The 23963-nt window shown below is 76.4% G+C and carries 29 protein-coding genes; 10 read left to right on the top strand and 19 right to left on the bottom strand.

Translation table 11 applies throughout. The features are described 5' to 3' along the window. The first annotated feature begins 127 nt into the window (after window positions 1–127). The 3 genes from BUE37_RS21865 to BUE37_RS21875 are packed head-to-tail and all read left to right on the top strand — an operon-like array spanning window position 128 to window position 2339. A complete protein-coding gene (locus tag BUE37_RS21865; RefSeq protein ID WP_073422566.1) occupies window positions 128–976 on the top strand; it encodes a peptidylprolyl isomerase in 849 nt (282 codons plus the stop codon). After that, entirely contained in the window at window positions 973–1695 is a 723-nt protein-coding gene (locus tag BUE37_RS21870; protein ID WP_073422567.1) for a peptidylprolyl isomerase, read from the top strand. The genes BUE37_RS21865 and BUE37_RS21870 overlap by 4 nt, the downstream gene beginning before the upstream one ends. Next, the gene (locus BUE37_RS21875; RefSeq protein WP_073422568.1) at window positions 1692–2339 is read left to right on the top strand and encodes a class I SAM-dependent methyltransferase; all 648 of its coding nucleotides are present in this window, start codon (window positions 1692–1694) and stop codon (window positions 2337–2339) included. Before BUE37_RS21870 ends, BUE37_RS21875 begins: the two co-directional genes overlap by 4 nt. Window positions 2340–2345: 6 nt before the next feature. Here BUE37_RS21875 and BUE37_RS21880 read toward each other — a convergent pair whose 3' ends face one another. The 3 genes from BUE37_RS21880 to BUE37_RS21890 form a co-directional block, all read right to left on the bottom strand. Continuing rightward, window positions 2346–2789, bottom strand: coding sequence for an Asp23/Gls24 family envelope stress response protein (locus BUE37_RS21880; RefSeq protein WP_073422569.1), 444 nt, complete (start codon window positions 2787–2789; stop codon window positions 2346–2348). Beyond that, window positions 2780–3340 (bottom strand): RNA polymerase sigma factor, encoded by a 561-nt coding sequence (locus tag BUE37_RS21885; protein ID WP_073422570.1) that lies wholly within the window; start codon window positions 3338–3340, stop codon window positions 2780–2782. The genes BUE37_RS21880 and BUE37_RS21885 overlap by 10 nt, the downstream gene beginning before the upstream one ends. An 83-nt stretch (window positions 3341–3423) precedes the next feature. After that, window positions 3424–3600, bottom strand: coding sequence for a CsbD family protein (locus tag BUE37_RS21890; protein WP_073422571.1), 177 nt, complete (start codon window positions 3598–3600; stop codon window positions 3424–3426). Between the two features lie 195 nt (window positions 3601–3795). Here BUE37_RS21890 and BUE37_RS21895 point away from each other — a divergent pair, with 195 nt between their 5' ends. The 7 genes from BUE37_RS21895 to BUE37_RS21925 are packed head-to-tail and all read left to right on the top strand — an operon-like array spanning window position 3796 to window position 6726. Continuing rightward, window positions 3796–4317, top strand: a complete 522-nt coding sequence (locus BUE37_RS21895) for an Asp23/Gls24 family envelope stress response protein (RefSeq protein WP_073422572.1) — start codon at window positions 3796–3798, stop codon at window positions 4315–4317. Then, complete coding sequence (locus BUE37_RS21900; RefSeq protein ID WP_073422573.1) at window positions 4314–4670, top strand: hypothetical protein; 357 nt, start codon at window positions 4314–4316, stop codon at window positions 4668–4670. Before BUE37_RS21895 ends, BUE37_RS21900 begins: the two co-directional genes overlap by 4 nt. Then, on the top strand, window positions 4667–4921 hold the full coding sequence (locus BUE37_RS21905; RefSeq protein WP_073422574.1) for a hypothetical protein: 255 nt from the start codon (window positions 4667–4669) through the stop codon (window positions 4919–4921). The genes BUE37_RS21900 and BUE37_RS21905 overlap by 4 nt, the downstream gene beginning before the upstream one ends. A gap of 17 nt (window positions 4922–4938) precedes the next feature. After that, the gene (locus tag BUE37_RS21910; RefSeq protein WP_073422575.1) at window positions 4939–5121 is read left to right on the top strand and encodes a DUF2273 domain-containing protein; all 183 of its coding nucleotides are present in this window, start codon (window positions 4939–4941) and stop codon (window positions 5119–5121) included. Further along, window positions 5118–5519 (top strand): Asp23/Gls24 family envelope stress response protein, encoded by a 402-nt coding sequence (locus BUE37_RS21915; protein ID WP_073422576.1) that lies wholly within the window; start codon window positions 5118–5120, stop codon window positions 5517–5519. The genes BUE37_RS21910 and BUE37_RS21915 overlap by 4 nt, the downstream gene beginning before the upstream one ends. A 2-nt stretch (window positions 5520–5521) precedes the next feature. Next, a complete protein-coding gene (locus BUE37_RS21920; RefSeq protein WP_073422577.1) occupies window positions 5522–6058 on the top strand; it encodes a DUF6286 domain-containing protein in 537 nt (178 codons plus the stop codon). Next, window positions 6055–6726 carry a hypothetical protein gene (locus tag BUE37_RS21925; protein ID WP_083629011.1) on the top strand — a complete coding sequence of 224 codons (672 nt, stop codon included), beginning with the start codon at window positions 6055–6057 and terminating at the stop codon, window positions 6724–6726. The genes BUE37_RS21920 and BUE37_RS21925 overlap by 4 nt, the downstream gene beginning before the upstream one ends. On the opposite strand, the gene BUE37_RS21930 is transcribed toward BUE37_RS21925, so the two are convergent. From BUE37_RS21930 to thrS, 16 genes are all read right to left on the bottom strand, one after another. Next, a complete protein-coding gene (locus BUE37_RS21930) occupies window positions 6723–9146 on the bottom strand; it encodes a RelA/SpoT family protein (RefSeq protein ID WP_073422578.1) in 2424 nt (807 codons plus the stop codon). The two genes, BUE37_RS21925 and BUE37_RS21930, sit on opposite strands and share 4 nt — an antisense overlap. A 91-nt stretch (window positions 9147–9237) precedes the next feature. Continuing rightward, the gene (locus tag BUE37_RS21935; protein ID WP_073422579.1) at window positions 9238–9843 is read right to left on the bottom strand and encodes an adenine phosphoribosyltransferase; all 606 of its coding nucleotides are present in this window, start codon (window positions 9841–9843) and stop codon (window positions 9238–9240) included. Further along, window positions 9840–11246 carry a protein translocase subunit SecF gene (gene secF / locus BUE37_RS21940; protein ID WP_073422580.1) on the bottom strand — a complete coding sequence of 469 codons (1407 nt, stop codon included), beginning with the start codon at window positions 11244–11246 and terminating at the stop codon, window positions 9840–9842. Before secF ends, BUE37_RS21935 begins: the two co-directional genes overlap by 4 nt. After that, the gene (secD, locus tag BUE37_RS21945; RefSeq protein WP_083629012.1) at window positions 11243–12976 is read right to left on the bottom strand and encodes a protein translocase subunit SecD; all 1734 of its coding nucleotides are present in this window, start codon (window positions 12974–12976) and stop codon (window positions 11243–11245) included. Before secD ends, secF begins: the two co-directional genes overlap by 4 nt. A gap of 11 nt (window positions 12977–12987) precedes the next feature. Further along, complete coding sequence (locus BUE37_RS21950; protein ID WP_083629013.1) at window positions 12988–13347, bottom strand: preprotein translocase subunit YajC; 360 nt, start codon at window positions 13345–13347, stop codon at window positions 12988–12990. A gap of 173 nt (window positions 13348–13520) precedes the next feature. Next, the gene (gene ruvB, locus BUE37_RS21955; protein WP_073422581.1) at window positions 13521–14645 is read right to left on the bottom strand and encodes a Holliday junction branch migration DNA helicase RuvB; all 1125 of its coding nucleotides are present in this window, start codon (window positions 14643–14645) and stop codon (window positions 13521–13523) included. Next, window positions 14642–15280 carry a Holliday junction branch migration protein RuvA gene (ruvA, locus tag BUE37_RS21960; RefSeq protein WP_073422582.1) on the bottom strand — a complete coding sequence of 213 codons (639 nt, stop codon included), beginning with the start codon at window positions 15278–15280 and terminating at the stop codon, window positions 14642–14644. Before ruvA ends, ruvB begins: the two co-directional genes overlap by 4 nt. Next, window positions 15277–15843: a crossover junction endodeoxyribonuclease RuvC gene (gene ruvC / locus BUE37_RS21965; RefSeq protein ID WP_073422583.1), complete on the bottom strand. Its 567-nt coding sequence runs from the start codon at window positions 15841–15843 to the stop codon at window positions 15277–15279. The genes ruvA and ruvC overlap by 4 nt, the downstream gene beginning before the upstream one ends. A 120-nt stretch (window positions 15844–15963) precedes the next feature. Beyond that, window positions 15964–16866 carry a L,D-transpeptidase family protein gene (locus BUE37_RS21970; protein ID WP_139253097.1) on the bottom strand — a complete coding sequence of 301 codons (903 nt, stop codon included), beginning with the start codon at window positions 16864–16866 and terminating at the stop codon, window positions 15964–15966. 127 nt (window positions 16867–16993) lie between these two features. Next, window positions 16994–17746, bottom strand: coding sequence for a YebC/PmpR family DNA-binding transcriptional regulator (locus tag BUE37_RS21975; protein WP_073422584.1), 753 nt, complete (start codon window positions 17744–17746; stop codon window positions 16994–16996). Between the two features lie 135 nt (window positions 17747–17881). After that, window positions 17882–18421, bottom strand: a complete 540-nt coding sequence (locus tag BUE37_RS21980) for a LemA family protein (RefSeq protein WP_073422585.1) — start codon at window positions 18419–18421, stop codon at window positions 17882–17884. 11 nt (window positions 18422–18432) lie between these two features. Then, window positions 18433–19653, bottom strand: coding sequence for a glycosyltransferase family 4 protein (locus BUE37_RS21985; protein ID WP_083629014.1), 1221 nt, complete (start codon window positions 19651–19653; stop codon window positions 18433–18435). Next, window positions 19653–20588, bottom strand: a complete 936-nt coding sequence (locus BUE37_RS21990; RefSeq protein ID WP_083629015.1) for a phosphatidylinositol mannoside acyltransferase — start codon at window positions 20586–20588, stop codon at window positions 19653–19655. The genes BUE37_RS21985 and BUE37_RS21990 overlap by 1 nt, the downstream gene beginning before the upstream one ends. After that, complete coding sequence (gene pgsA, locus BUE37_RS21995) at window positions 20585–21217, bottom strand: phosphatidylinositol phosphate synthase (protein ID WP_073422586.1); 633 nt, start codon at window positions 21215–21217, stop codon at window positions 20585–20587. Before pgsA ends, BUE37_RS21990 begins: the two co-directional genes overlap by 4 nt. Window positions 21218–21219: 2 nt before the next feature. After that, entirely contained in the window at window positions 21220–21798 is a 579-nt protein-coding gene (locus tag BUE37_RS22000) for an HIT family protein (RefSeq protein ID WP_175562961.1), read from the bottom strand. After that, a complete protein-coding gene (gene thrS, locus BUE37_RS22005; RefSeq protein ID WP_073422587.1) occupies window positions 21795–23855 on the bottom strand; it encodes a threonine--tRNA ligase in 2061 nt (686 codons plus the stop codon). Before thrS ends, BUE37_RS22000 begins: the two co-directional genes overlap by 4 nt. Between the last annotated feature and the right edge of the window lie 108 nt (window positions 23856–23963).

Raw genomic sequence — 23963 nt, forward strand, 5'->3', positions numbered from 1 at the left:
GGCAACCGGGCGCCCACAGGCGCGCCACCTACACTCGCGGACCGACCAGCGGGGAGACCGCGGACCGCGGCCGAGGCCGGATCTGCGCCCCCGCCGCGCAGCCGTCCGTCCGAGGAGTGTCCGACCCGTGCCCACCAACAAGCAGCGGCGGGTTGCCGCGCAGCGGCGCCTGCAGAAGCAGCTCGAGCGCCGCGCCGAGCTGGCCCGCAAGCGCCGCCGCAACCTGCTCGTCGTCGTCACCGTCGTCGCCGTCGCGGTGGTGGCCGGCGCGGTGGCGCTGTTCGCCGGCATCGGCGGCGACGACCCGGACACCGCGGCGGCCACCGGCACCAGCACCAGCGCCGCCCCGGAGGCCACCGCCGCCCCGGCGACGACGAACGCCGACGGCACGGTCACGTGCACCTACGCGCCCGACACCTCGGGCAACCCGAACCTCACCGAGGCCGGCACCCCGCCCGACCCGGCCGCGACGCCGGCCAGCGGCACCGTGGCGCTGCTCATGAGCACCGACCAGGGCGAGATCCCGCTGACCCTCGACCGGGCCAAGGCGCCGTGCGCGGCGGCGAGCTTCGCGTACCTCGCCTCGCAGCAGTTCTTCGACGGCAGCCCCTGCCACCGCGAGGTCAACCAGCCGACCTTCGGCGTGCTGCAGTGCGGCGACCCGACCGGCACCGGCTCCGGCGGCCCGACCTACAAGTTCGCCGAGGAGGTCACGCCGGAGACGACCTACCCGCGCGGCACGATCGCCATGGCCAACAGCGGCACCCCGGGCTCCACCGGCAGCCAGTTCTTCCTCTGCTTCGTCGACACCCAGCTCTCGCCGGACTACACCGCCGTCGGCACCGTCGACGAGGCGGGCCTGGCCGTGCTCGACACCATCGCCGCGGCCGGCAACGACGGCTCGTTCGAGCCCAGCCCGGGCGGCGGCGCGCCCAACCTCCCGGTGACCATCCAGACGATGACCGTCGTCGGATGAGCCGCCGGCTGCGCGCCGGGCTGCTCGCCGGCGCGCTGGTGCCCCTGGCCGCCGCGTGCGGGGGCGACGTGTCCGGGTCCGCCGCGCCCGCCTCCACCGGGGGCGGGGGCGGCGGCACGGGCGCCGACCCGACGGGGGCGACGGCGACCTGCGAGTGGGTCGCCGCCCGGTCGGGCAACCCCTACGCCGTGGACGTCGCCCCGCCCGGGGCCCGGGTGCCCGCGGAGGGCACCGTGACGCTGCGCATGGCGACGTCGCTCGGCGAGATCGGCCTGGTCCTCGACCGGGCCGGCGCCCCGTGCGCCGCGGCCAGCACGCTGCACCTGGCGGAGGAGGGCTTCTTCGACGGCTCGGCCTGCCACCGCGAGGTCGACGGCGGCGGCCTGCAGGTGCTGCAGTGCGGCGACCCGACCGGCACCGGCGCGGGCGGGCCCACCTACGCGTTCGCCACCGACGTCGACGGCGACGAGACCTATCCCCGCGGCACGATCGCGATGGCCAACAGCGGCCAGGGCCTCGACGGCAGCCAGTTCTTCCTCGTGTGGGGCGACAGCCTGCTCTCCCCCGACTACACGGTGGTCGGCACGGTCGACGACGCCGGGCTCGCGGTGCTCGACGCGGTCGCCGCCAACGGCAACGACGGCTCGCTGGACCCCTCCCCCGGCGGCGGCGCCCCGACCGTCCCGGTGACCATCACCTCGATGGCGCCCGTCGGGTGACCCCCCGCCCGGACCCCTACGCGGGGTTCCCCGAGGGGTTCTTCGACCGCGCCGACGAGCGGCCCGACGCGGAGTTCTACGGCCCGCCGCGGCTGGTCACCCACATCGACGACGGCGCGATCGCCGCGGTCGGCGGCCTCTACGCCGAGCTCGGCATCGACGGGTCGGCCCCGGCGCCCACCCGGGTGCTGGACCTCATGTCGTCGTGGGTGTCGCACTTCCGCACCCCGCCGGCGGAGCTGGTCGTGCTCGGCATGAACGCCGCCGAGCTGGCCGCCAATCCTGCCGCCACCGAGCAGGTGGTGCACGACCTCAACGCCGACCCGCGGCTGCCCTTGCCCGACGGCGACGTCGACGCGGCGGTGTGCTGCGTGTCGATCGACTACCTGACCCGGCCGGTCGAGGTGCTCGCCGAGGTGGGCCGGGTGCTGCGCCCGGGTGGGGTGCTCGCGGTGACGTTCTCCAACCGGTGCTTCCCCACCAAGGCGGTGCGGGGCTGGCTGGCCACCTCCGACGAGCAGCACGGCGCCCTGGTGGCCGAGCTGGTCCGGCGCAGCGGCGCCTTCGGCGAGCCCGCGGTGTCCCTGCGCACCCCGCCGGGCCCGGGCGACCCGCTGTGGGCCGTGGTGGCGCACCGGGCCTGAGGCCCGTCAGAACAGGTCGTCGACCTCGACGTCGACGGCGGCGACCGGCAGCCCGAACGCCGCCTCCGCCACGCCGGTGACGCGGGTGCGCACCGCCTCGACCAGCGGCGGCAGGGACTGCCCGGCGCGCGCGGCGACGGTCAGCGCCACCCGCAACTCCCCGTCGGCGACGGCGGCCCGGCAGGTGCCGGCGCGGACGTCGCCGAGCTCGTCGACGGCGGCGAGGAGCAGCCGGGTGACCGTCCGCTCGGACACCTCGACACGCGCCCCCGGCTCGGCCGACAGGACCAGCGCGCCCGGCACCCGGGGCTCGGCCCGGACGACCGCCATGACGCGCTCGACCAACGCCGGCGGCGCCTGGAGCGCGGCGTCCTCCGCCCGGGCGGCGCGGGTGGCCGCGGAGAGCGGGTCGTCGGGCGGCGGAGCCCCGCCGGCGTCGGTCAGCGCCATGCCGACATCGCCTCCGCGAGGTCGGCGCGGGCGCGGGCCAGCCGGCCGCGGACCGCCGCCGGGCTGGAGCCGACGGCCGCGGCGATCTCCTCGTAGCTGCGGTCGTGCAGCTCGCGCAGCACCCACACCGCGCGCTGCTCGGGGGTCAGCCCGTCGAGCGCGGCCCGCAGCGCGCGGACGCCCGCCGCGGCCTCGGCGACCCGGGCGGGCGACCCGGCCGGTCGGGCGTCGGGCAGCCGCTCGAGGTCCTCGGCGGGCACGCTGCGGCGGTCGCGCAGCCGGTTGAGGCAGCGGTTGGTGGTGGTGCGGTACAGCCAGCCGCCCACGGCGTCGCCGTCGCGCAGGTCGGGCAGCCGGCGCCAGGCGGTGACGAAGACGTCCTGCACCACGTCCTCCGCCTCCTGCCGGTCGGCCAGCATCCGCACCGCCAGCCGGTACAGGACTGTCTGGTATCTCAGCACGAGTTGCTCGAACGCGCCGGTGTCCCCGGCTCGCGCCTCCGCCACCAGGACCGCGTCGGGGACGGGCTGCTCCGGCTCGGCGGCGCTCACGGAGGGTCCTGGGGCACCGCGTCACCGTGCCAGCGGCCCGGCGTGCGCGCACGCCGGGCCGCTGGACCGTGGCGTACCGGGACTCAGCCGCGGCGGAAGGCGTCCTCGACCGACTCCCCCGCCTGCTCCGCGTCGGCCCCCGCCTGGTCGGCCCGGCCCTCGTCCTCGAGGCGTTCGTCGCCGGTGGCCGTGCCCGCGGCCTCCTCCGCCGTGCCCGCGAGCTCCTCCGCCTCGTTGCTGATCCCGTCGCCGAGGCTCATGTCTCCTCCTCGTCGGGGCGGCCGTTCCGCCCGTCCCGAGGAGGAGCCGCGACGGGCTCCTCCGTCACGCGGACGACCCGGTGACGGGGGTCACACGAGGATCCGCGCCCCTCCGCGTGACGAACGCCGATCGACCGGGTCCTACCTGGTGACGCGCCATCCGGTCGCGTCCGTCCGACCGAGGGAGGAGACCTCATGCGCACCACGACCAGCAGCACCTCCGGCAGCACCTCCGGCACCACCAGCAGCGCCACCGCCGGCACCTCCGCGGCCCCCGCCGTCGCCACCCGCCAGTCGCCCGCCCCGACGGCAGGTAGCGCCCTGGTCGCCGGCAGCCACGGCAGGACGACCATCGCCGACACCGTCGTCTCGAAGATCGCCGGGATGGCCGCCCGCGAGGTCAGCGGCGTCCACAGCCTCGGCGGCGGCGTCGCGCGCGCCTTCGGCGCCATCCGCGAGCGCATCCCCGGCTCCGGCGGCCCGAACGTGGCCCAGGGCGTGTCGGTCGAGGTGGGCGAGACCCAGGCCGCCGTCGACATCGACATCGTCGCCGAGTACGGCGTCTCCATCGCCGACCTGGCCGCGGGCATCCGCCGCAACGTGATCACCAGCCTGGAGCGGATGACGGGGCTGGAGGTCGTCGAGGTCAACATCAGCGTCAACGATGTCCACCTCCCCAGCGACGAGGAGGCCGAGCAGCCCAGCCGGGTCGCGTGAGCGCCCCCGTGACCGGCGCGGTGGACGCCGACCGGGTGGCGGCGGCCCTCGCCGCCGTCCCCGGGGTGGCCGGCCTCACCGCCGGCCCGGCCGGGGCGGGCACCTACCTCCCCGGCCGGCGGGTCGACGGCGTCGTGCTGACCGCGGTGCCCGGCGGGCGCCCGGACCGGGTGACCGTCCACGTGGTCGCCGCCGCCGGGACGGCGGTCCGCGAGGTGGCCGCCGCCGTCCGCGAGGCGGTGGCGGCGGTCGCCCCGGGCTCCCCGGTGGACGTCGTCGTCGAGGACGTCGTCGTCGAGGACGTCGCCGAGCCCGTCCCCGTGCCCCCGGCGCCGGGCGGCGGCCGGCCGTGACCCCGTCCGACGACGCCGCCCGGCGCCGGGCCGAGCGCGCGTGGGTCCGGGAGCACCACCCGGACCGCGGCGGCGACCCGGCGGTGTTCGCCGCCGGGCTCGCCGCCCTCCGGGCCGGCCGCTCCCCCGACGCGCCGGCCGCCCGGTCGGCCGGCGCCCGCGTCACCGTCGTCCGCGCCCGCGGGCCCCGCGCCTGGCTGCGGCGCCTGCTCGGCCCGCGCCGCCGCACCCCACCCCGCACCCTCCGCTGACCTCCCAGGAGAAGTCCATGCGTCCCAGCCTCGCCGGCCTGCTGGTCGGCCTCGTCCTCGGCCTCGCGGCCGCCTTCGGCGGCTTCGTCGCCTTCCTGCTCGTCGCCGTCCTCGGCGCGGCGGGCTTCCTCGTCGGCCAGGTGGTCGAGGGCCGGATCGACCTGTCCGGCTACCTGAGCGGGAGCGGGGGACGCCGGTGAGCGCCCCCGCACCGCCCGGTGACCTCCCCGGAGCCGCCCTCCCCGATCCCGCCGCCCGCGGGCGGCTGACCGTCGCCGACCGCGCCGTCGAGCGGATCGCCGCCCAGGCCGCGGCGGAGGTCGACCGGGCCACCGGCGCACCCCGCCGGGTGCTCGGGATCGCCGTCGGCGGCGCCGACGACCGCCCGCAGGTCAGTGCCCGGGTGGACTGGCCGGTGGCCACCGTCGCCGTGACCATGTCGGTCTCCTGGCCGGCGCCGGTGCTGCAGGTGACCGAGCAGGTGCGCCGGCACGTGGAGGAGCGGCTGGCCACGCTGGCCGGGGTCCGCACCGCCGGCGTCGACGTGCGCGTCACCGCGCTGACCGGCGCGGCCGACCGCGATCGGCGGGTGAGCTGACCGTGCGCACCCTCGACCGGGTCCTCGCCGTCCTGCTCGCCGCCGGCGGCCTCGTCCTCGGCGTGCTCGTCGTCGTCGAGGTGGTCGCCGCCGGGCTCGGCCGCCCGCCCGTGGCGCTGCCGTACTCCCCCGTCGCCGCGTGGCTGCGCGAGACGCCGTGGTCGTCGGCCGCCGCGCTGGCGGTCGCCGCCGGGCTCGCCGTGCTCGGCCTGGCACTGCTGGTCGCCGAGCTCGCGCCGCGCCGCCGCACCGATCTGGTGCTGACCGGCGACGACCCCGCCACCACCGCCACGCTCTCGGTCCGCAGCCTCGCCCGCGTGCTCGAGTCGGCCGCCACCGGCGTCCCCGGGGTCGAGCGCGCCTCGGCGCGGGTCCGCCGCCGGCGGGCCCGGCTGTCGGTGCACGTCCCCGTGCGCGACGGCGAGGAGGCCACCCGGATCGGCCGCGAGGCGCAGTCCGCCGCGTCGGCCGCCCTCGACGCCCTGTCCCTGCGCGCGGCCCCGCGGCTGCGCGTCCGCACCCGCCAGGAGGTCCGGTGACACCGACCGCCCCCACCCCGACCGCCCCTACCGTCCCCGCCCCGGCGTCCGGCGGCCCGCCTGCCGGCCCGGCGGCGCTGCGGCCCCGCACCCGCGCCCGCGGCGTCGTCCGCGCCAACCGGCTGGTGCTCGCACTGGTGGGCCTGCTGCTCGCCGGTGCCGGCGGCGCCGCGCTGGCCGCCGGTTCGGGCGCGTTCGGCGGCGGGGTCGCCGACCGGCCGGTGCTCGACGGGTCGGTGTCGCGCTTCGCCGAGGCGCACGGCTGGTACTGGCCGGTCGTGGCGGTCGGCGCCGGGCTGGTCGCGCTGCTGTCCCTGTGGTGGCTGCTCGCCCAGGCCCGCAGCGACCGCGTCTCCGCGCTGCCGCTGTCCCGCGACCCGCGGCGCGGCCACACCGACCTCGACGCCGCCGCGCTCACCGGCGCGGTCGAGGACGAGGTCGAGGGCTACCGCGGCGTCGCCCGGGCGCGCGCGGCGCTCTCCGGCGCCGCCACCGCCCCGGCGCTGGCGCTCACCGTCACCCTCGACGGCCGCGTCGGCCCCGGCGAGCTGCACCCGCGGGTGGTCCAGGGCGCCGTGGCGCACGCCCGGCAGGCCCTGGGCCGCCCGGACCTGCCGGCCCGGGTGGAGTTCGTGCTGCCGCGCCGCCCCCGCCGGGACGTGCGCTAGGCGGTCACCCGCTCGACGTCGAAGACGCCCTCGACGTTGCGTACCGTCTGCAGCACCGCGCCGAGGTGGGCGGGGTCGGCCAGCTCGAAGGTGAACCGGCTGACCGCCACCCGGTCGCGGCTGGTCTGCACCGACGCCGACAGGATGTTGACCCGCTCGTCGGCCAGCGCCTTGGTGACGTCGGAGAGCAGCCGGTGCCGGTCGAGCGCCTCCACCTGGATGGAGACGAGGAACACCGAGCCGGGCTGGCTGGCCCACTCGACCTCGACCAGCCGCTCGCTCTTGCGCCGCAGGTCGGCGGCGTTGGTGCAGTCGGTGCGGTGCACGCTCACGCCGCCGCCGCGGGTGACGAAGCCCAGGACGTCGTCGCCGGGCACCGGGGTGCAGCACTTGGCGAGCTTGGCCCAGACGTCGCTCATCCCGTGGACGACGATGCCCGGGTCGCCGGCGGTGCGGCGGTGCAGCGGCCGGCGGGTGGGGATCGCGGTCTCGGCGATGTCCTCGGCCGCGCCCTCCGCGCCCCCGAGCGCGGCGATCAGCTTCTCGACGACCGAGGCCGCCGACATCTGGTTCTCCCCCACCGCGGCGTAGAGCGCGGTGACGTCGGCCAGGCGCAGGTCCTTGGCCAGCGTGGCCAGCGCGTCGCCGCCGAGCAGCCGCTGCAGCGGGAGGCCGGCCTTGCGCATGGCGCGGGTCAGCGCCTCCTTGCCGGCCTCGACGGCGTCGTCGCGGCGCTCCTTGGTGAACCACTGCCGGATCTTGGTCCGGGCGCGGGAGGAGCCGACGAAGCCCAGCCAGTCCTTCGACGGGCCGGCCGTGGGCGAGCGGGAGGTGAAGATCTCGACGACGTCGCCGTTGCTCAGCGTGCTGTCGAGGCTGACGAGCGTGCCGTTGACCCGGGCGCCGATGCAGCGGTGCCCGACCTCGGTGTGCACCGCGTAGGCGAAGTCCACCGGTGTCGCACCGCCGGGCAGGCTGACGACGTCGCCCTTCGGCGTGAAGACGAAGACCTCCTGCGGACCGAGGTCGTAGCGCAGGGTCTCGAGGAACTCGCCGGGCTCCTGGGCCTCCCGCTGCCAGTCGAGCAGCTGGCGCAGCCACAGCATGTCGTCGGGCGAGCCGGCCTTGGTGGCGCCGAACTCCCCGGGCCCGGGGCGGCCGCCGGAGCGGGCCTTCTCCTTGTACTTCCAGTGCGCGGCGATGCCGTACTCGGCGGTGCGGTGCATGTCGTGCGTGCGGATCTGCAGCTCGACCGGCTTGCCCTGCGGGCCGATCACCGTCGTGTGCAGCGACTGGTACATGTTGAACTTCGGCATCGCGACGAAGTCCTTGAAGCGGCCCGGCACCGGCTGCCAGTGCGCGTGCATGATGCCGAGCGCCGCGTAGCAGTCGCGGACGGTGTCGACCAGGATCCGGATGCCGACGAGGTCCCAGATGTCGGTGAAGTCCCGGCCGCGGACGATCATCTTCTGGTAGATCGAGTAGTAGTGCTTGGGCCGGCCGGTGACGACGGCCTCGATCTTCGCCGCCTTGAGCTGCTCGGTGACCGACGAGGTGACCTCGGCCAGGTAGGTGTCGCGCGAGGGCGCGCGCTCGGCCACCAGCCGGACGATCTCGTCGTAGCGCTTGGGGTACAGCGTGGCGAACGCGAGGTCCTCGAGCTCCCACTTGATGGTGTTCATGCCCAGCCGGTGGGCCAGCGGGGCGAGGATCTCCAGCGTCTCGCGCGCCTTCTTCTCCTGCTTCTCCGGCGGGAGGAAGCGCAGCGTGCGCATGTTGTGCAGCCGGTCGGCGAGCTTGATGACCAGCACCCGCGGGTCGCGGGCCATCGCGACGATCATCTTGCGGATCGTCTCGGCCTGGGCGGCGTCGCCGAGCTTGACCTTGTCGATCTTCGTGACGCCGTCGACGAGGTGCGCCACCTCGGGGCCGAAGTCGGCGCTGATCGCCTCGAGGGTCTTGCCGGTGTCCTCCACCGTGTCGTGCAGCAGCGCCGCCACGAGCGTGGTGGTGTCCATCCCGAGGCCCGCCAGCACGGTGGCGACGGCGAGCGGGTGGGTGATGTACGGGTCGCCGCTCTTGCGCTTCTGGGTGGCGTGCGCGGCCTCGGCGACGTCGTAGGCCCGCTGCAGCAGAGCGAGGTCGGCCTTCGGGTGGCTCTGCCGGTGCAGCGCGGCCAGCGGCTCGAGCACCGGGCGGACCTCGCTGCGCTGCCCGGCGACGATCCGGCGGGCCAGCCGGTCGCGCACCCGGCGCGGGCGCGGGGCGGCGCCCTCCTCGGGTGGCTCGCTGCCCACGTCGTCGGGGCGGCGGACCACCGGGCGGGCCGGCAGCGGCGCGCGCTGCTCCTCCGGCACCGTCCCGCCGGCCTCCCCGGGCCGCGCGGCAGCCACGTTGGTGGCGGGCGCGTCGGGGGCCACGGCGGACTCCTGCCTTCGGGGGGAGGACCTCCCCTCCCATGCTAGCCGCGCCCGGCCGGGGAACCGGCCGGGCGGGCCCGAGTCGTGACCCTCAGGTGGTCCAGAGGGCGTGCACGGCGTGCGGGGCGAGCCGGTCGCGGCCGCCGAGCGCGGCGAGCTCCACCACGACCGAGACCGCGGTGACCACGGCGCCGAGCTCCTCGACCAGGGCGACCGACGCCGCGAGCGTCCCGCCGGTGGCGAGCACGTCGTCGACCAGCAGCACCCGCTGGCCCGGGTGCAGCGAGTCGGTGTGCATCTCGATGCTCGCGGTGCCGTACTCGAGGGCGTAGTCGGCGGCGACCCGCTCGCGTGGCAGCTTGCCGGCCTTGCGCACCGGCACGACGCCGACGCCAGCGTGCAGCGCCACCGCGGCGGCCAGCAGGAACCCGCGTGCCTCGACGCCGACCACGACGTCGAAGCCCGGGTCGCCCGGGACGCCGTCGTCGGCGTGCGCGACGGCGGCGGCCCGCGGGTCCTCCAGCGCCGGGGACGCCAGGCCCTCGACGATCCGGCGGAAGGCCGGGCCGTCGGCGAACACCGGCGTCAGGTCCCGGAACAGCACGCCCGGGGTCGGGAAGTCGGGGACGTCGACGGCGAGGGCGGCGATGACCTCGTCGACCGGCGCCTCCGCGGCCGGGACCGGCCGGCCGGTCACCGGCGCTTCTTGCCGCCGCCGGGGCGGGACCCCGGCCGCTGCGGGCGCTGGCCGGGCCGCGGGGCGGCCGTGGCGCCGTGCGGCACGCTCCGGCGGGGCGCCTCCGGGCCCACCGACGACGGCGACTCGACGACGACGTCGGCCTGCGCGGGCCCGAGCGTGCCGGCGTCCCGCTCGGCGAGCGCCACTCCCCCGCCGCGGGCGGCGGAGCGGTTGCGGCGGGCGCTGGCGACCGGGCCGGCCGCGGCGCGGCCGCCGCCCTGGCGCGCGGCGGCCGACCGGCGCGCGAGCACCCGGCGGCGCAGCGCCTGCACCTCGGGCTCGCGCTCCTTGAGGTCGGCGACGATCGGGGTGGCCAGGAAGATCGACGAGTAGGCGCCCGCGGCGAGGCCGACGAACAGCACCAGCGCGAGGTCCTTGAGCGTGCCGACCCCGAGCAGCCCGGCGCCGACGAACAGCAGGCCCGCCACCGGCAGCAGCGCGATCACCGAGGTGTTGATCGAGCGCATGAGCGTCTGGTTGACGGCCAGGTTGGCCGCCTCGCCCCAGGTCATGCGGGCACTGCCGGACAGGTCGCGGGTGTTCTCGTCGACCTTGTCGAAGACGACGACGGTGTCGTAGAGGGAGAACCCGAGGATCGTCAGCAGGCCGATGACCGTCGACGGGGTGACCTCGAAGCCGACCAACGCGTAGACGCCGGCGGTGACCACGAGGTCGTGCAGGAGCGCGACGATCGCGCCGACCGCCATCTTCGGCTGGAACCGGATGGCCAGGAAGGCGATCACCGCGACCAGGAACACCGCGAGGGCCAGCAGCGCCTGGTCGGTGATGTCCTGGCCCCACTCGGCGCTCACCGACTCGGGGCTGACCTGCGCGGGGTCCAGGCCGGCGGCGTCGGCGACGGCCTCGATGACGTCGCGCTCGGCGGCGTTGTCGAGGGCGCCGGTGCGCAGCAGGATCGTGTTGCCGCCGACCACCTGCGCGGAGGCGACGTCGGCGCCGGCGTCGGTGGCGGCCTCGCGGACCTGCTCCAGCTGCGCCGCCTCGCCGGTCAGCCGGAAGCTGTTGCCGCCGGCGAAGTCGATGCCGAAGTTGAAGCCGCGGAACAGCATCGACGCGATGCAGACCAGCACGACCACCGCGGTGACCTTGTAGATCAGCCGGCTGCGGCCGACGACGTCGAGCCCCGCCTCGCCGTTGTAGAGGCGGTGCGCCAGCGAGGCGCGGTGCGGCGCCCGGCGGGTGCCGGTCTCCCCCTCGGCGGGCAGGCCGGCGTCGGCCAGCGCGTCGTCGTCGGCGGCCGCGGCGGCGTCACCGGCGGCGTCGGCGTCGGCCGCGCGCGCCTCGTCGGCCTCGGTGCCGACGGGGAGCTCCTCGTCGGGCCGGTCCTGCTCGCGGCTCATGCCTGGCTCCTGTCCTGGGTGGCGCGCCCGCCACTGCCGGCGCCGACGAGCTGCCGCTCGGCGGCGGCCATCGGGTCGGTGGCGCGGCGCGAGCGGTCGACGCGGCCGAGGCCGGAGAACCGGCTCTGCCCGAACGCCTTGAACCGCGCGAGCACCGCCATCAGCGGGTGGGTGAAGAGGAAGACGACGACGAGGTCGAGCACCGTGGACAGACCCAGGGTGAACGCGAAGCCCTTCACGTCGCCGATGGCCAGCCAGTAGAGGATCGCCGCGGCGAGGAAGCTCACCGCGTCGGCCGACAGGATGGTGCGGCGGGCGCGCACCCAGGCGCGCGGCACCGCCGACCGCAGGCTGCGGCCCTCGCGGATCTCGTCCTTGAGGCGCTCGAAGTAGACGACGAACGAGTCGGCCGTGATGCCGATCGAGACGATGAACCCGGCGATGCCGGCGAGGCTCAGCGTGAAGCCGATCTCGCGGCCAAGCAGCACCAGGCTCGCGTAGACCACGACCGCCGACAGCAGCAGGCTGGCGATCATCACCAGGCCGAGCAGCCGGTAGTAGACCAGCGCGTAGACGAACACGAGCGCGATGCCGATGGCGCCGGCGATGAGGCCGGCCCGCAGCTGCTCGGCGCCGAGCTCGGTGGAGATCGACTGGGCGGTGGCCTGCTCGAAGGTCAGCGGGAGGGCGCCGTAGCGCAGCTGGTTGGCCAGCTCCTCGGCGCTGGCCTGGTCGAACTGGCCGGTGATGGTGGTCTGGCCGTTGATGGCGCCCTGGATGGTGGGCGCCGAGACGACGCGGCCGTCGAGGGTGAAGGCGACGTTGCTGCCGACGTTCGCGGCGGTGTACTCGGCCCAGGTGGACCGGCCCTCGCCGTTGAAGTCCAGCAGCACGACCCACTCGCCGGTGGTCTGCTGCGTGCCGGCGCTGGCGTCGGCGATCTCGGTGCCCTCGATGATCGTGGGGCCGAGCAGGTACTTGGTCGTGCCGTCCTCGCTGCAGGCCGCGACGAAGTCGTCGGGGCGCGCGATCTCGCTGCGGGTGTCCTCCGCCGAGCAGGTCAGCGTGGCGAACTGCGCCGCGGCCTCCTCCTGCGTGACGGCGGGGCGGTCCGGGTCGAGCGCGGGGTCGCTGACGGCGCCGTCGCTGCCGGTGGCCGGGGCCGACCCGCTGCCGGTCGACACGGCGTCGGTCGGCGTGGCGCCGTCGGTCGGGGCCGCCGAGTCGGTGGGCGCCGCCGAGTCGGTGGGCGCAGCGGAGTCCGTGGGCGCCGCCGGGTCGCTGGGGGTCGCGCCGTCGGTCGGCGCCGCGGAGTCCGACGGCGTCGCGGGGTCGCTGGTCTCGGCCGGGGCGGCGGGCTCGGGCGCGCCGATCACCGGGCGGAAGCGCAGCTGCGCGGTCTGGCCGAGCTCGCGCGCCTGCTCGCCGTCGTCACCGGGCACCGAGATGACGATGTTCGTGTCGCCCTCGGTGACCACCTCGGCCTCGGCGACGCCGATGCCGTTCACCCGCTGCTCGATGATCTGGCGGGCGAGCTCGAGGTCCTCCGGGGCCGGCGCCTGCCCGTCGGGCGTGCGCGCGGTCAGGGTGACCGTGGTGCCGCCGCGCAGGTCGAGGCCGAGCTGCGGCGTCCGGTCGGTGCCGGTGAAGAAGATGAGGCCGTACAGGACGGCCACGATCAGGACGAACGCGCCGAAGTAGCGGCGCGCCGGCAGGGCGCGGTTGGCCACCGGGCGTCCCGTCAGAGGGTCTTGCCGGAGGGGCCGTCACCGGGACGGTCGTCCCGGAGGGGCTCCTCCACCGGCTCGACGACGGTCTCGCCGGTGGCCAGCGGGCCGGGCACCGCACCCGCGGGCTGGCGCACCTGGATGACCGCCTGGCGCGCGTAGGTGACGACCACGCCGGGGGCCACCTCGACCTGGATGGTGGCCGGGTCGTCGAGACCGGCCACGGTGGCGTACACGCCGCCGGCCATCGTCACCGGCACGCCGATCGCCAGCGCCGACTGCGTCTGGTTCTGCTGGCGCTTGCGGGCACGGGCGGGCAGCACCACCAGCGCCACGAAGGCCAGCACGAGCAGGAGCAGGGGGAACAGTTCCACGGCGGGGGTGCCTCTCTTCCGCGCTCGCGTGCACGCGGTCGGTGCGGTCCGGGTCGGGACCGCTCGGGTACGTCGGCCGTGGCGCGCGGGCCGGCCCCCGCCGACACCGGGTCGCGGAGCCGGGACCCGTGCGGCCCGGCGAGGGGCCGACTTGCGCGCCAGCGCCGATGAGTCTAGGCGTCGAAGAGCGGTTCCGACGACGAACCCGGGTCACGCGGGACGGCTGTGACACCGCCGAGGGGGATCCCGCCGCGCGGCACCGGCCGGCCGAGGTGGCGCCAGGCCGCCTCGGTGGCCACCCGCCCGCGCGGGGTGCGGGCGAGCAGGCCGGCGCGCACGAGGAACGGCTCGCAGACCTCCTCGACGGTGTGCGGCTCCTCCCCCACGGCGACCGCGAGCGTGCTGACGCCCACCGGGCCGCCGTGGAACTTCCCGACCAGCGCCTCGAGCACCTCGCGGTCGAGCCGGTCGAGGCCGAGCTCGTCGACGTCGTAGAGCGCCAGCGCCGCGCGGGCGACGGCGCGGGTGACCCGGCCGTCGGCCTCCACCTCGGCGTAGTCGCGCACCCGGCGCAGCAACCGGTTGGCGATGCGGGGTGTGCCGCGGGAGCGCCGGGCGATCTCGGCCGACCCGTCGTCGGTGAGCTCGACCCCGAGCAGGTCGGCGCTGCGGGCGAGCACCTGCTGGAGCTCGGCCGGCTCGTAGAACTCCATCTGTCCGACGAAGCCGAACCGGTCGCGCAGCGGCCCGGTGAGCAGGCCGGCGCGGGTGGTGGCGCCGACGAGGGTGAAGGGGTTGATCTCGAGCGGGATGGCGGTGGCGCCGGGCCCCTTGCCGACGACGACGTCGACGCGGAAGTCCTCCATCGCCATGTACAGCAGTTCCTCGGCGGGCCGCGCGATGCGGTGGATCTCGTCGATGAACAGCACGTCGCCGGGACCGAGGTTGGACAGCATCGCCGCGAGGTCGCCGGAGCGCTCGATCGCCGGGCCGCTGGTGATCTTCACGGCGGTGCCGAGCTCGGAGCCGATGATGAGCGCGAGGCTGGTCTTGCCGAGGCCGGGCGGGCCCGACAGCAGCACGTGGTCCGGCGGCCGGCCCCGGCGCTTGGCGCCCTCGAGCACGAGCGCGAGCTGGCGGGCGACCTTGGGCTGGCCGATGAAGTCGGTCAGCGAGTGCGGCCGCAGCGCCGACTCGACCACCCGCTCCTCATCGCCGGCCTGCGGGGAGACGGCGAAGTCGCGGCTGATGCCCGACTCCACCTCCCCGGTCAGCGACCGGTCGAACGGCGCACTCATGACCGGCCCAGCAGCTGGAGGGCCTGCCGCAGCAGCGACCCGACGTCGACCCGGCCGGTGGTGGTGAGCTGCTCGTCGGCGACCGGCGCCAGGGCGGTGAGCGCGGTGTCGGCCTCGCGGGTGGACCAGCCGAGCCCGACCAGCGCCGAGGACAGCTGGTCGCGCCACGGCGCCACCGGGGTGATCGGCGAGCCCGCGGCGGCCGGCGCGCCGTCGAGCTGCGTGTCGGTGGTCGTGGTGCCCAGCCGGTCGCGCAGCTCGAGGATCAGCCGCTCGGCGCCCTTCTTGCCGATGCCGGGCACCTGCATGAGCGCCTTGACGTCGGCCATGGAGACGGCGCGGCGGACCTCGCGCGGCGGGTGGATGGCCAGCACCGCCTGCGCCAGCCGCGGGCCGACGCCGTTGGCCGTCTGCAGCAGCTCGAACAGCGAGCGCTCGTCGTCGTCGGCGAAGCCGTAGAGGGTCAGGGAGTCCTCGCGGACGACGAGGCTGGTGGCCAGCCGCGCCTGCTCGCCGACCGTGAGCCGGGCGATGGTGCCGGGCGTGCACTGCACCGAGAGGCCGACGCCGCCGACCTCCACCACCGCGCCGTCGGGCCCGACGGCAGCGACCCGGCCGTGGACGCTGGCGATCACCGGGACACCCCCTGCCAGCGCGGCAGCGTGCGCTGCACGACCGGCGCGCCGATGCCGCCGGCGATCGCGGCGACCCGGAGCCGCTGCTGCGCCGGGCCGCGCCACACGTGGCAGACGGCCAGCGCGAGCGCGTCGGCGGCGTCGGCCGGCTTGGGGGCGGCCGCGAGGCCGAGCACCCGGGTGACCATGAGGGTGACCTGCTCCTTGTCCGCGCGGCCGTTGCCGGAGATGGCCGCCTTGACCTCGCTCGGCGTGTGCCAGGCGACCGGGCGGTCGGCCTGCGCCGCGGCGAGGGCCGCCACGCCGGCGGCCTGCGCCGTGCCGGTGGCGGTGCCCTTGTTGTTCTGGGTGAACACGCGCTCGATGGCCACGACGTCGGGCCGGTGCTCGCGCAGCAGCGCCGTCACCTGGGTGTGCAGCTCCAGCAGCCGCAGCTCCAGGTCGAGGTCGGCGGAGCTGCGGATCACGCCCACCCCGACGGCGGCCGGGCGGGCGCCGGGCCGGCCGTCGACCACGCCCCACCCGCACCGGGTGAGCCCCGGGTCGATGCCGAGCACGCGCATGCCCGCCCCCTTCCTCCGAACGCCTGTTCGACGCCCACCGTAACGGTCCCCGACGACGGCGCCCCGGCGCAACACGCGGCGTGCGCCGCGTGCGGCGACGGCCCGGGCCCGGGCTCCCGCTCAGGCGACGCCGATCGCCACCAGCGGGCCGGCCGCGGGGTCGAGCCACCGCATCAGCGTCTGCAGCCGCCCCCGTTCGACCGCCACGCAGCCCGCGGTGGGCGCGCCGTTCGTCACGTGCAGGAAGAACGCCGAGCCCGCGCCCGGCGTCCCGCCGCTGTTGTAGCCGATGACGACGGCGTGGTCGTAGACGGCGCCGGCGGCCAGCAGGTTCTCCCCCGCCCGCTCGTCGAACGGGCAGGTGCCGGCGGCGCAGCGCGCGTGCCGGTTGTACAGCGGGCTGGCGACGTCGGAGACCCACCAGTCCTCGGCGTCGACCTGCCGGTAGGGGAGGCCGCTGCCGGGGTCGGCCGCGCGGCCGAACGCCTCGGGCAGGGCGAAGGTGCCCGCCGGCGTGCGGGTGGAGCCCTCGCGGGCGGCGCCGATCCCGGCGGACCCGACCCGGGCCGGCCACGGGCCGAGCACCGCCGTCCAGCCGGTCTCGCCGAGCTCCCAGGCGGTGAGCTCGGCGGTGGTGGCGCCGGCCGAGGCGGCGACCACGGTGACCACCTGCGCCGACCCGCCGGCGTCGACGTCGAGCGGGAGGACGCCGGGCACCGGTGGCGCGGGCTCCTCGGCGGGCGGGGCGGCCGGCCCGGGGACGGGCTCGGCCGACCCGGCGGGCTCCGCGGACGGCGCGGCCGCCGGCTGCGGGACGGCGGTCATGCGGGCCACCTGCCCCACCGCCGGCCGCCGCCCCACCGGCTCGGGCGCGGTGTCGGCGGGGAGGTCGGCGGGGAGCAGCACGGCGGAGGCCCGGGTCGCGGCGACGACCGGCTCCGGCGGGGCGATCCCGCCGAGCACCCCGGCCGACAGCAGCAGGACGGTGAGCACGCGCGCGGCGCGTGCGCTCGCTCCGGCCACCTGGTCCCCGCGTCCCCCAGACGCCGCCCGGCGCGGCGCGTCGGACCCATGCTCCGGCCCCGCGGGGCCCGGGCGCCGTCAGCGCCGGGGTGTCCGGGGCGGGTGGGACGGGCGGGACCGCCCGGCCTCATCCGACGTTGGCGAGGACCTCGTCGGGGACGTCGTAATTGGCGTACACGTTCTGCACGTCGTCGCAGTCCTCGAGCGCGTCGATGAGACGGAACACCTTGCCGGCGCCCTCCTCGTCGAGCTCGACGGTCACGCTGGGCACGAAGCCGGCCTCGGCGGAGTCGTAGTCGATGCCGGCGTCCTGCAGCGCGGTGCGGACCGCGACGAGGTCGGTGGGCTCGCAGACGACCTCGAAGGTGTCGCCGAGGTCGCGCACCTCCTCGGCGCCGGCGTCGAGGACGGCCATGAGCACGGTGTCCTCGTCGACGCCGTCGGCCTGCGGCACGACGATGACGCCCTTGCGCGTGAACAGGTAGGACACCGAGCCCGGGTCGGCCATCGAGCCGCCGTTGCGGGTCATCGCGGTGCGCACCTCGGAGGCCGACCGGTTCTTGTTGTCGGTGAGGCACTCGATGAGCACCGCGACACCGCCGGCCGCGTAGCCCTCGTAGGTGATGTTCAGGTACTCGACGCCGCCGGCCTCGGCACCGGACCCGCGCTTGACCGCGCGGTCGATGTTGTCGTTGGGGACCGACGACTTCTTCGCCTTCTGGATGGCGTCGTAGAGCGTCGGGTTGCCGGCCGGGTCACCGCCGCCGGTGCGGGCCGCCACCTCGATGTTCTTGATCAGCTTGGCGAACAGCTTGCCGCGCTTGGCGTCGATCGCGGCCTTCTTGTGCTTGGTGGTCGCCCACTTGGAATGGCCGCTCACGGCTGTCCTCCCTCGTCCCGGCGCCCGGCACCGGAGCGCGGGCGGACCCGTCGATCCTACCGAGCGCGCCGCGGGCGCCGTCCCGGCCGCGGGTGGCGGGCGGCCGCCGGGAGGCGGGCGGGACGCGGCGGCGGGTCAGCCGCGGGGCGTGCCGGCGCCGAGCGGGACGGCGTCGAGGCCGTCCTCGACGTCGAAGAAGCGGGGCAGCGGGCGGTCGGCGTGCAGCCGCAGCAGCCTGGGCACCCGGCGCTGGCGGAGCAGGTGGGTGTCGCGGACGGCGTCGTTGTAGAAGCGCCGGGCCAGCGCCATCCGCCCGTCGGCCTCGGCGAGGGCCGCCAGCCGCGCCGCCGGCACGCCGGGGACCTCGGGCGGCAGCGCCCGCACCTCGCGGCCGAGGGCGTTCTCGGCCAGCTCGCGGTCGCCCGTGAGCGGGTGGCGGGCGTCGTGGGCGGCGGTCTTGAGCCGGCCGGCCCGCTCCTCACCGAGCGCGGCGGAGTGCTCCGAGGCGAGGTCGCCGGCCAGGTCGGCGCGCTGCCGGAGCCGGTCGTCGAGCACGGCCCAGGTGCGGGCCACGCGGGCCTCCAGGCGGCGCAGGCGGGTGAGCGTCCAGGCGGTCCACGCCAGCAGCAGCGCGACGACCCCCGCGGCGAGGAGCAACCAGGCGTCGGGCGTCACGGACGCCCACGCTAGCGGCGCACGCGCCGCAGCAGGGACGGCAACACCCCGTCCGGGGTGCCCGGTGACCCGGTGGCGGCGGCCAGCCCGGCGTCGTCGGCGGCGGTCACCTCGCCGGCCCCGGGCGCGGCGACGGTCTCGTAGACGGCGAGCACGCGGCGGGCGACGACCTGCCAGTCGTAGGCGGCCGCGGCCTCCCGGCCGGCGGCCGACAGCGCCCGCCGGCGGTCCGGGTCCCGCAGCAGCGCCGACAGCTCGCGGGCCAGCGCCGGCGCGTCGCCGCGGCGCACCAGGACGCCGGCGTCGCCGTCCTCGAGCACCCGCGCGAACGCGTCGAGGTCGCTGGCCACGATGGGCGCGCCGGCGGCCATCGCCTCGATGAGCACGACGCCGAAGCTCTCCCCCAGCAGGTTCGGCGCGCAGTAGACGTCGACCGAGCGCAGGAACGCCGCCTTGTCGGCCTCGGAGAGCTCGCCGAGCAGCGCGACCGAGGGGCGCAGGTCCTCCCCCACGGCCTCCCGCAGCGCGTCGGGGTCGCCGCGCCCGGCGATGAGCAGCCGCGCGCCGGGGTGCTCGGCCACCACGGCGCGCATGGCCTCCAGCAGCACCGGCAGGCCCTTGCGCGGCTCGTCGTAGCGGCCGAGGAAGCCGATGGTCGGGCCGTCGACGCCGCGCGCGGCGCCCGGCAGCGTCGGCCCCTCGGCGAAGAACGGCACGTGCACGCCGTTCGGGATGATCACCGCGTCGCCGCCGAGGTGCTCGACCTGCACGCGGCGGGCGAAGTCCGACACCGCGATGCGGCCGCTGATCTTCTCCAGCCACGGCCGGACCACCGGCCCCCACGCGGCCAGCCACTTCGACCGCACCGTGGCGGCGTGGAACGTCGCCACGATCGGCCCGGTCGCGATCATGCAGACCAGCAGGCCGATCGACGGCGGCGCCGGGTCGTGCACGTGGACGACGTCGAAGTGGCCCTCGCGCAGCCACCGGCGCACCCGGGCGGCCGAGACCGGGCCGAACTGCACGCTGGCCATCGAGCCGTTGTACGGGATCGGCACCGTCCGCCCGGCCCAGGTGAGCCAGGGGTCGGTCAGCGACTCCTCGTGCTCCGCGGGGGTGAGCACCTCGACGGAGTGGCCGAGCCCGCGCAGGGTCTCGGCGAGGTCGCGCACGTGGTACTGCACCCCGCCGGGCACGTCCCACTGGTAGGGGCAGACGAGACCGATCCGCATCAGCGCCGCCTCGCGGCCGGCGGGTCGGGCGGGACGTCGGCCCAGATCCGGCCGAGCACGTGCCAGTCCTCCGGGGCCACCGCGAGGGCGTCGGTGAAGGCGTCGGCCACGCCCTGCATGCCCGCCCCGACCCGGTCGCGCAGCCGCCCGGGCCCGTCGACGCGCACCTCCGGGAAGACGGCGAACTCCCAGCCGCGGTCGGTGAACCGGCAGACCGCCGGGTGCAGGGCCGCGCCGGTCTGCGCGGCGAGCAGGGCCGGGCCGGCGGGCATCGTCGTCGGCCGGCCGAAGAACTCGACCGGGACACCGCCGGGGCCGAGGTCGCGGTCGGTGAGCAGGCAGGTGAAGCCCCCGGCGGCGAGCTCCTCGCGGAGCACCGCGGAGCTGGGCCGCTCACCCCCGGTCAGCGGCAGCACCCGGATGCCGAGGGACTCCCGGTACTCGAGGAACCGCCGGTAGAGCGACTCCGGGCGCAGGCGCTCGGCCACGGTCGTGAACGGCCCGCCCAGCCAGTCGACCAGCCACACGCCGGCGGCGTCCCAGTTGCCGCTGTGCGGCAGGGCGATGACGACGCCGCGGCCGGCGTCCCGGGCCCGCTGGAGGTGCTCCACGCCGGAGTGCGTGGTGCCGGCCACGATCCGTGCGCCGGGCAGCCGCGGCAGCCGGAACGCCTCCTGCCAGTAGCGCGCGTAGGACCGCAGCGCCCGCCCGGTGAGCGCGTCGAGCTCGGCGTCGTCCAGCTTGCCGCCGGTGGCCACCCGCAGGTTGGCCCGCAGCTGCCGCACGCCCCGGCCGTCGCGCCGGGCGGCCACCCGGCCACCGGCGTCGAAGGCGCCCCGGGCCACCGGCTCGGGCAGCCGCTGCACCGCCGTCCACCCGGCGGCGTAGCCGAGGTCGGCGGCGCGCGAGGCGACCCGGGCGCGCAGGCCGGTCACGGAGCCGGGGCGGTGGGGGTCAGCGCGCGGCCGCGGGCGCCGCGGTGCACGGCCACGACCCGCTGGCCCACGGTCACCACCCCGCCGACGACGAGCAGCCACAGCCCGACGTCGACGGCGTACGGGATGCCCAGCCCGGTGAACCCGGTGCCGGTGAGCACGAGGATCAGCCGCTCGGTGCGCTCGACCAGGCCGACGTCGCACGGGATCCCGACGCCCTCGGCGCGCGCCTTGATGTAGCTGGTGAGCACGCCGAGGGTCAGCCCGACGAGGGCCAGCAGCGCGAGCAGCCGGTCGTCGCCGGCGCCGGTGTACCACCACACCAGCGCCCCGAAGACGGCGGCGTCGACGGCGCGGTCGCAGGTGGAGTCGAGCACCGCGCCGAACGCCGACCCGCCGCCGCGGGCGCGGGCCAGGGCGCCGTCGAGCATGTCGAGCAGCACGAACAGCGTGACGGTGAAAGCGCCCCAGAACAGCACGCCGTGCGCGATCAGCGTCACCGCCGCGGCGATCGCGCCGACCGTGCCGGTGACGGTGACCATGTCCGGGGTCACCCCGGCGCGCGCCAGGCGGACGGCGACCGGCGCCCAGAACCGGCCGACGGCGGCGCGCGCGCCCGAGCCGAGCACCGTCAGCTCCCCGCGACCGGCGCCGCGGCGTCCGGCCAGTGCCGGGCCAGCAGCGTGCGGGTCTCGGCGAGCACCTGCGGCAGCACCCGGGTGAGGCCGATCACCGGCATGAAGTTGGTGTCCCCGCCCCACCGCGGCACCGCGTGCTGGTGCAGGTGGTCGGCGATGCCGGCGCCGGCCACCGAGCCCTGGTTCATCCCGATGTTGAAGCCGTGCGCGCCGGTCACCTGCCGCACCACCCGCATCGCCGTCTGCGTGAACGCGCCCAGCTCGGCGACCTCGGCGTCGGTGAGGTCGGTGTAGTCGGGCACGTGCCGGTACGGGACCACCATGAGGTGTCCGGCGTTGTACGGGTAGAGGTTGAGCACCGCGAAGACGGTCTCCCCGCGCGCCACCACCAGACCCTCCTCGTCCGGCATGGCCGGGATGAGGCAGAACGGGCAGTCGTGCTCACCGGTGGGCTTGCCCGAGCCGCGGATGTAGGCCATCCGGTAGGGCGTCCACAGGTGCTCGAAGACGGTGGCCGGGCCGCCGTCGTCGCTGGAGACCGGGACGGAGAAGCCGTCCGGGCCGACGGTCACGGGGTCCCCTGGGGGACGTCGGCGGTCGGGTCGGCGTTGTGCCGGGCGCGCACCCAGGCGACGACGGCGTCGACGGCCTCGGCGACCGGCACCCCGTTGCGCTGGCTGCCGTCGCGGTAGCGGAAGGAGACGGCGCCCGCCTCGGCGTCGGTGGCGCCGGCGATGAGCACGAAGGGCACCTTCTGCTTGCTGGCGTTGCGGATCTTCTTCTGCATGCGGTCGTCGGAGTCGTCGACCTCGACCCGGATGCCGTGCTCGCGCAGCCGCAGCGCGACGTCGGTCAGGTAGCCGACCTGGTCGTCGGTGACCGGGATGCCGACCACCTGCACCGGCGCCAGCCAGGCCGGGAACGCGCCCGCGTAGTGCTCGGTCAGCACGGCGAAGAAGCGCTCGATCGAGCCGAACAGCGCGCGGTGCAGCATGACCGGCCGCTGGCGGGAGCCGTCGGCGGCGGTGTACTCCAGGCCGAACCGCTCGGGCAGGTTGAAGTCGACCTGGATGGTCGACATCTGCCAGCTGCGGCCGATGGCGTCGCGGGCCTGCACGGAGATCTTCGGGCCGTAGAACGCCGCGCCGCCCGGGTCGGGCACGAGCTCGAGACCGGAGTCCAGCGCCGCCCGGCGCAGCGCCTCGGTGGCCACCTCCCAGCTCTCGTCCGACCCCACGGACTTCTCCGGGTTGCGGGTGGACAGCTCCAGGTAGAAGTCCGACAGGCCGTAGTCGGCGAGCAGGCCGAGCACGAAGTCGAGCAGGCCGCGCAGCTCGCCGCCCATCTGCTCGGGGGTGCAGTAGATGTGCGCGTCGTCCTGGGTGAAGCCGCGGGCGCGGGTGAGCCCGTGGATGACGCCGGACTTCTCGTACCGGTAGACGGTGCCGAACTCGAACAGCCGCAGCGGCAGCTCGCGGTAGGAGCGGCCGCGGGACCCGAACACGAGGTTGTGCATCGGGCAGTTCATCGGCTTGAGGTAGTAGTCCTGCCCCTGCCGGCGCACGGTGCCGTCGGCGTCGCGCTCCTCGTCGAGCTGCATGGGCGGGTACATGCCCTCGGCGTACCAGTCGAGGTGGCCGGAGATCTCGAACAGCCGGCCCTTGGTGATGTGCGGGGTGTTGACGAAGGAGTACCCGCCCTCCTCGTGCCGCTGCCGGCTGTAGGCCTCCAGCTCCCGCCGGACGACGCCGCCCTTCGGGTGGAACACCGCGAGGCCCGAGCCGATCTCGTCGGGGAAGCTGAACAGGTCCAGCTCCGCGCCGAGGCGGCGGTGGTCGCGGCGCTCGGCCTCGGCCACCTGCTCGAGGTACGCCTTGTGCGCGTCGCGGCTCTCCCACGCGGTGCCGTAGACCCGCTGCAGCTGCGGGTTCTTCTCGCTGCCCCGCCAGTAGGCGGCGGCGGAGCGGGTGAGGCTGAAGGCGGGGATGCTGCTGGTGCGCGGCAGGTGCGGGCCGCGGCACAGGTCGGTCCACAGGCGCTCGCCGGTGCGCGGGTCGAGGTTGTCGTACATGGTCAGCTGCGCGCCGCCGACCTCGACGTCCGCGCCCTCGGCCGCGTCCCCGGCGCCGCCCTTGAGCCCGATCAGCTCGAGCTTGTAGGGCTCGTGCGCGAGCTCGGCGCGGGCGTCGTCGTCGCCGATCTCCCGGCGGGAGAAGCGCTGCCCGGCCCTCACGATCTGCTGCATGCGCTTCTCCAGCGCCTGCAGGTCCTCCGGGGTGAAGGGCTTCTCCGGGTCGAAGTCGTAGTAGAAGCCGTTCTCGACCGGCGGGCCGATGCCCAGCCGGGTGCCCGGGAAGAGGTCCTGCACGGCCTGGGCGAGCACGTGCGCGGTGGAGTGCCGGATCACCGCGCGGCCCTCCGGGCTCGCGGCGACGACGGGCTCCACCTCGGCGTCGTCCCCGGGGACCCAGGCGAGGTCGCGCAGGTCGCCGGTGCCGAGGTCCCGGACGACGACGGCGCCGTCGGGGCCCTTGAGCGGCACCCCGGCGTCCTTGAGCGCCTGCTCGGCCGTCGTCCCGGCCGGCACCCGGATCGGGGCGGTGACGGCGGGGGCGGGCGCGGCGGACACGGGGTCTCCTGGGGTTCTCTCGGTTGCTCGGGGCGGCGCCCGTGCGGACGGGCGCGCTCCGGCCAGCGTATCGACCGGCCCCCCGTGTTCCCGAGACCCGACCGCGTG

Source organism: Geodermatophilus nigrescens, assembly GCF_900129495.1.
Classification (GTDB): domain Bacteria; phylum Actinomycetota; class Actinomycetes; order Mycobacteriales; family Geodermatophilaceae; genus Geodermatophilus; species Geodermatophilus nigrescens.

What these genes read in the sequence shown, in the direction of transcription:
- BUE37_RS21870 (WP_073422567.1), top strand. Translation starts at nt 973, where the DNA reads ATGAGCCGCCGGCTGCGCGCCGGGCTGCTCGCCGGCGCGCTGGTGCCC.
- BUE37_RS21880 (WP_073422569.1), bottom strand. Translation starts at nt 2,789, where the DNA reads ATGGCGCTGACCGACGCCGGCGGGGCTCCGCCGCCCGACGACCCGCTC.
- BUE37_RS21890 (WP_073422571.1), bottom strand. Translation starts at nt 3,600, where the DNA reads ATGAGCCTCGGCGACGGGATCAGCAACGAGGCGGAGGAGCTCGCGGGC.
- BUE37_RS21895 (WP_073422572.1), top strand. Translation starts at nt 3,796, where the DNA reads ATGCGCACCACGACCAGCAGCACCTCCGGCAGCACCTCCGGCACCACC.
- BUE37_RS21910 (WP_073422575.1), top strand. Translation starts at nt 4,939, where the DNA reads ATGCGTCCCAGCCTCGCCGGCCTGCTGGTCGGCCTCGTCCTCGGCCTC.
- secF (WP_073422580.1), bottom strand. Translation starts at nt 11,246, where the DNA reads ATGAGCCGCGAGCAGGACCGGCCCGACGAGGAGCTCCCCGTCGGCACC.
- ruvB (WP_073422581.1), bottom strand. Translation starts at nt 14,645, where the DNA reads ATGAGTGCGCCGTTCGACCGGTCGCTGACCGGGGAGGTGGAGTCGGGC.
- ruvC (WP_073422583.1), bottom strand. Translation starts at nt 15,843, where the DNA reads ATGCGCGTGCTCGGCATCGACCCGGGGCTCACCCGGTGCGGGTGGGGC.
- BUE37_RS21985 (WP_083629014.1), bottom strand. Translation starts at nt 19,653, where the DNA reads ATGCGGATCGGTCTCGTCTGCCCCTACCAGTGGGACGTGCCCGGCGGG.